Consider the following 4,741-nt stretch of genomic DNA (forward strand, 5'->3'; position numbering starts at 1 on the left):
CGAAGTGCCCGGCGGCATCCAGGGGATGGAATTTGACGGGATGTGGCATTTTGTCGGCCCAAAAAAAACAAGCGCCGGACCGTCAAGGCGTTGGACCGTCGCACACGGCGCACTGTTGCCTGGGTGGCCGGTCGTCGTGATGTTGCAACCTCCCGACGGCTCTACGACAAGGTCAAGCACTTGACGGGCCGCACGTCCTACACCGACGACTGGGGTGCGTTCGCTGCGGTGTTGCCGAGGGACAGGCATCGGGTCGGCAAGGCGCACACCACGCGGATAGGGCGGGACAACGGCAATACGCGCCATCATTTGGGGCGGATGACGCGGAAAACCAAAGTCGTCTCGGAAAAGGATGCGAGGGTTTATGGTCCCATCAAGCTTTGGTGCGCCTTGACAACGCCTGACATATTCCGGCAACACCAAAATACATTTATTACTATCTTTACGTGAACACTCTCTAAGTTTTTTGTTAATTTAATTAATGTAAACCCTGCAAATATTGGTCTATAATCATGTTTTATTGGTATTTCTATTGCGGGTTTTATCATGGCTGCTATATTAGAAGAAAAAACATTTCGCAGTTTACAGGAAGTAGCTGTGCTGGTTTTCTTTGCCAGCTCACTCTTTTTCCTGATCTCTCTGGCCACTTACAGTAACGAAGATGCGGGCTGGACGCACAGCAGCACGGTGCAGACGGTCACAAATGCCGGTGGCGTAGTCGGCGCGTGGTTGGCGGATTTTTGTTTCAGCTTTTTTGGTGTGGTGGCTTACCTGTTGCCTTTCGTGATTATACGCCACGCCTACCTCGCTTACATCGTCGCAAAAGAACACCGCAGGAAGTCAAAAATAATCCTGCACTGGCTTGGTTCCTTGGTTGCGATTGTCTCCAGTGCCGCCTTGTTTTATCTGCATATCTTAAGGGTAGGTGTCGAACTGCCCGGTAACACGGGTGGTATTGTCGGCCAGGAAATAGGCGATGCGTTGCTGTTGATGTGCGGCAATTCCGGCGCGACCGTGCTGTTAATTGCCTCATTGCTGGTCGGTGTAACCTTGGCTACGCAGATGTCGTGGCTGACGATTTTGGATTTCATCGGGAAATATTCCGTGAAATTGGTCGATACGGTAGGAAGTGGCGCGCTTCGTTTCTGGGAATTGTATAGCAACCGACCCAGACCGGCCACAGTCGCTGGATTTGCCGAGCCTAAAGCAGAGGCGTTTTTTAAACCCCCATTCTCAGCAAGAATTTCAACAACATCAACCCCTAGCACTAACCCCGCAAAAAGCCCTGTACCTGATGAAGCCAAGCTACCCATCCTTACTTCATCCATTTTCAGCCCTGTTGTTCAAACTGTTAAGCAACCGCAAAAACAGGTACAAAAACAATCTAACTCCACACCTTCTGCCAAAACCAATGGCGAAGCCTTACCCGCCCTAACCCTCCTCGACAACAGGGACACGCGCGTCAAAGGCTATACCCAAAGCGATCTGGAAGAAATGTCGCGGTTGGTGGAAGACATACTCGCCGATTTCAATGTGGCGGTAGAAGTCGTGGGCTTCCTGCCCGGCCCAGTCATTACGCGCTTTGAAATTCAACCCGCTGCGGGCGTTAAAGTAAGCCGGATCAGCACGTTATCCAAAGATCTGGCGAGAGCGCTTTCTGTCACCAGTGTGCGTATCGTCGAAGTCATTCCCGGCAAGTCGGTGATTGGCCTGGAAATCCCTAACCGTGAACGGGAAATGGTGACCTTGCGTGAATTGCTGGCTTCGCGGACGTTTGAGAAATCCCCTTCCCTACTAACACTTGCAATGGGTAAGGACATTTCAGGACAGCCCCTGATGGCCGATCTGGGCAAAATGCCCCATGCCCTGGTCGCCGGGACTACAGGCTCGGGAAAATCGGTCGGTATCAATTCCATGATCCTGAGCCTACTTTACAAGGCCACACCAGAACAGGTGCGGATGATTATGATCGACCCGAAAATGCTGGAATTATCGGTTTATGAAGGCATTCCGCATTTGTTGACACCTGTGGTCACGGATATGAAAGAAGCCCAAAATGCCCTGCGTTGGGCAGTGGCGGAAATGGAGCGGCGTTATAAATTGATGTCCAAAATGGGCGTTAGAAATCTTGCTGGCTTCAATCAATTGATCGAAGATGCCACCGCCAAAGGCCAGACAATCAGGGATCCCATGTTCCAAATGCTAAACCCATTGGCAGAGGGTGAAGAATTTCCAACACTTGAGACTTTGCCCAGTATCGTCATCGTCATAGATGAATTAGCCGATATGATGATGATCGTCGGCAAAAAAGTGGAAGAATTAATTGCCCGTCTGGCGCAAAAAGCCCGTGCCGCTGGCATTCACTTGGTTTTAGCCACCCAACGCCCGTCGGTCGATGTCTTGACCGGATTGATCAAAGCTAACATTCCTACGCGTATTTCCTTTCAGGTTTCATCCCGTATTGATTCGCGCACCATCCTCGACCAAGGCGGCGCGGAAGCCTTGTTAGGCAATGGCGACATGCTGTTTTTGCCCTCTGGCACCAGCATCCCGATTCGCGCACATGGCGCTTTTGTTGACGATAACGAAGTGCATCGTGTCGTCGAATTTTTAAAACAAACCGCACCGCCCAATTACCTAGCTGAAATCACCAGCGAAAGTTTTGAAAACAGTGATGGGTTTGGCACGTCAGATAGCGGATATAGTGGCGACCCTGAATCGGACAGCTTATACGACCAAGCCGTGGAATTCGTCACACAATCCCGTAAAGCCTCCATCTCCAGCCTGCAACGCCGCTTCAAGGTCGGCTATAACCGCGCCGCCACCATGATCGAAGACATGGAAGCCGCCGGGGTGGTAACTCCAGCAGAAACCAATGGCACACGCATGGTACTGGCACCTCCGCCGATGCGGGATTAAGCGTGTCCTACGCGGCAATAGGCATTGGGCTGGTGATAATCTCTACAGCGTTAAGCCTGTTAATCCTCAAAGGCAACGCCGCCCAGCAACCCAAACAAGTCAAAATCATCCTGTTTGGCTTGTATTTCTGGGGCTTCATTTTTTTGCAACTGGCTGTGTGTGCTGTGGCTTATTACATCCAAAAGCAATAAACACATGGAAAAGTGGGTCGCTTACGCATTAGTTTCAATGATCTTTGCCGGATTCACCTCGGTAATCGCCAAAATGGGCTTGGCGGGTATTTCCGGCGAACTCGGTCTTACCATCCGAACACTATTTGTCAGCCTATTCGTGTTAGGCTTTGCAGCGATTGCCGTACCAACAGGTGAGTATTTACTGCTGAATCGAACAAATATACTGTGGCTAGGCCTATCCGCGCTCACTACCACACTCTCGTGGATTTTTTACTATAAGGCGCTGAAACTGGGCGACGTGGCAACCGTAGCATTAATCGACAAAGGCAGTGTCGTGGTTGCCATCTTACTCGCCTGGCTTTTGCTTAAAGAAGTTATTACGCTACGTGTTCTTATCGGTGGGGCTTTGATTGTTGGTGGATTGTTGGTGATGGTTAAAAAGGCATAACTATACAGTTAAGTTACAAATGAAAGCCCCTCTCCTGCTGGAATCAGGTAGGATTCGCTTAACGAAGGGAAGCGCATCGTTCGTGTTCTCGATAGATGCGCCTCGCGCCTCGGCACATCAAAACACTGTGCGTCAGCCATGGGCCTGAGGGCTAAAACCTAAACGATGGGAACGGATACGGATGAACAAAATATTTTTTGACAAAATAATCGCAATTGGGCGTTCAGTAAAAAACTGCTTGAATATAAGCAATTATGAACAGGAAACAAACTTAAACCATAAATTAAAAGGGATATATTCCCATAACCAGGCGCTTGAAGCGGCCAAGCTGGACAAAAATCAGGCCAGTGAGATTCGCTCCTATTGGAAAAGCTTCAATATCAAATGCAGCTTATTGTGGCATCAAGCATATATCGCAGTAAATGAAACAATGGACACTAGGTACATACCGGAGACCGTCTTCTATACAAGACTAGAACCTTGGTTTAACAGGATGGAGCTTCGCCTGGCTTATAAGGACAAGAACCTATACCACAAATTATTTCCGGGCATAAAAATGCCTGACATCATCTTAAGGAACATAAATGGCATGTATTTTAACGGGCTTTACGAAAAACTTGAAAGGCCGGGACTGCCTAAACTGCTTCAATCATATACCGGCACTTTTATCATAAAACCAAGCCTTGACAGTGGTGGGGGCAAAAATGTATTGGCAATAAGGCTATCTGACAGGGGCATTTTTATGGAAGACAAACCTGTTCCTTTCGACGAACTGGAGCAGGCCTTTGTAAAGGACTTTCTAATCCAATGCAAATTGGGCCAATATGAACTTTTTCAGCGAATTTATCCCCACTCACTAAATACGCTCAGGGTGCTTTCGCTTAGGTTCGGTGGGAAAGTCCATGTATTGTCATCAATTTTAAAAATGGGCAATAATGGAAATTTGGTCGATAACGAATCGGCTGGAGGGATATCTTGTGGCATCACGGACGCTGGCATCTTGAAGAATTTCGCAATCGATAAAAATTTTTATAAATATGACATACATCCCTATACCAAGGCCCCGTTTAGTGGCACAGAAATTCCGATGTATAACGACGTCATTGAAACCGTCATGAAACTGCACGATGGGCTGCACTATTTTAATTTGGTTTCATGGGACATGGCGATTGATAAAATGGGCGAAGTCAACCTGATTGAA

5 protein-coding genes are annotated in these 4,741 nt (G+C 48.5%); all 5 read left to right on the top strand.

From position 1 onward, the window contains the following. Nucleotides 1-42: 42 nt before the first annotated feature. Nucleotides 43-450: an IS1 family transposase gene (locus ACLQ6D_RS09275; RefSeq protein WP_411726999.1), complete on the top strand. Its 408-nt coding sequence runs from the start codon at nt 43-45 to the stop codon at nt 448-450. A gap of 96 nt (nt 451-546) precedes the next feature. Further along, complete coding sequence (locus tag ACLQ6D_RS09280) at nt 547-2,919, top strand: DNA translocase FtsK (protein ID WP_411727000.1); 2,373 nt, start codon at nt 547-549, stop codon at nt 2,917-2,919. 2 nt (nt 2,920-2,921) lie between these two features. Continuing rightward, complete coding sequence (locus ACLQ6D_RS09285; protein WP_411727001.1) at nt 2,922-3,110, top strand: hypothetical protein; 189 nt, start codon at nt 2,922-2,924, stop codon at nt 3,108-3,110. A 4-nt stretch (nt 3,111-3,114) separates the two neighbouring features. Beyond that, nucleotides 3,115-3,540 (top strand): EamA family transporter, encoded by a 426-nt coding sequence (locus tag ACLQ6D_RS09290; protein ID WP_411727002.1) that lies wholly within the window; start codon nt 3,115-3,117, stop codon nt 3,538-3,540. Nucleotides 3,541-3,721: 181 nt separating this feature from the next. After that, on the top strand, nt 3,722-4,741 hold a 1,020-nt coding region (locus ACLQ6D_RS09295), incomplete at its 3' end, for a sugar-transfer associated ATP-grasp domain-containing protein (protein ID WP_411727003.1).

It is taken from the genome of Methyloglobulus sp. (assembly GCF_046714055.1).
GTDB lineage: Bacteria > Pseudomonadota > Gammaproteobacteria > Methylococcales > Methylomonadaceae > Methyloglobulus.